1 protein-coding gene is annotated in these 794 nt (G+C 37.9%); it reads right to left on the reverse strand.

From position 1 onward, the window contains the following. Positions 1-151 precede the first annotated feature (151 nt). On the reverse strand, positions 152-794 hold a 643-nt coding region (locus R8O11_RS26745; protein ID WP_318194813.1), incomplete at its 5' end, for a replication initiation protein.

Consider the following 794-nt stretch of genomic DNA (forward strand, 5'->3'; position numbering starts at 1 on the left):
ATTTTTTCCATAAGTGTTTTTTATAAGGATAACAACTTTGATGGGAATTTAAACTGAATGGCAGCAAGCCGTTTTCTTTATCTGTTTCATCGTTGCCGCCGCTTCATCATCGGCAACTTTAGTTGGTTTGAACTAAAAGTGACTAATTCGATTAAATACCCTCAGGTAGTCGAGTTACGTTAAAGGTGGCAACCTCAATCCTTGCTCGACGTTTTGTTTTGCTTGCTCGCTGCAATTCTTCTATGTATATCTCAAGATCTGTATTCGCCATCACGTCATCAATGGGCTTTTGAATCAATCGGGAGTCAAAGTGATGTCGAAACTCGTCATCAGCAATCTTGAAACGCTTTCGGATTTCACTAACAGAAACAGAGAACCTTCCAGATGCTCCTTTTTTGAGTTCATAAAGGCACCAGTGGTAGTAACGCATCGCATAAGAGTTACTTAAGTTTGTTATGGTATCGAATGAAACAGTCGTAAAAGCAGAGCAAGCAATCACTAAAGGCATGAACTTGATACTAAAAGTCAGCTTGACAAAAATTTTCTTACTGATTCCAACTTCGCGTAGTCTAAACATCTCAACTTTGTCAAAAATTGGAATCGTTTTTGATGTCGACTTACCGTATTTTTTCGAGTTCAGTGTGACCTTAGCTGAGTTAAGTTCAAGGATGGCATCATTTAGCTGTTTATAGTTATTCGATTTTACTTGACTGCGACTGCCTCGGATCACCTTCATTAGAACGGTAGCGGGAATTAAAATAGTTCTTGAATCACTTTTTTTATAAATAGTTGAA

Source organism: Vibrio sp. 1288 (assembly GCF_033344475.1).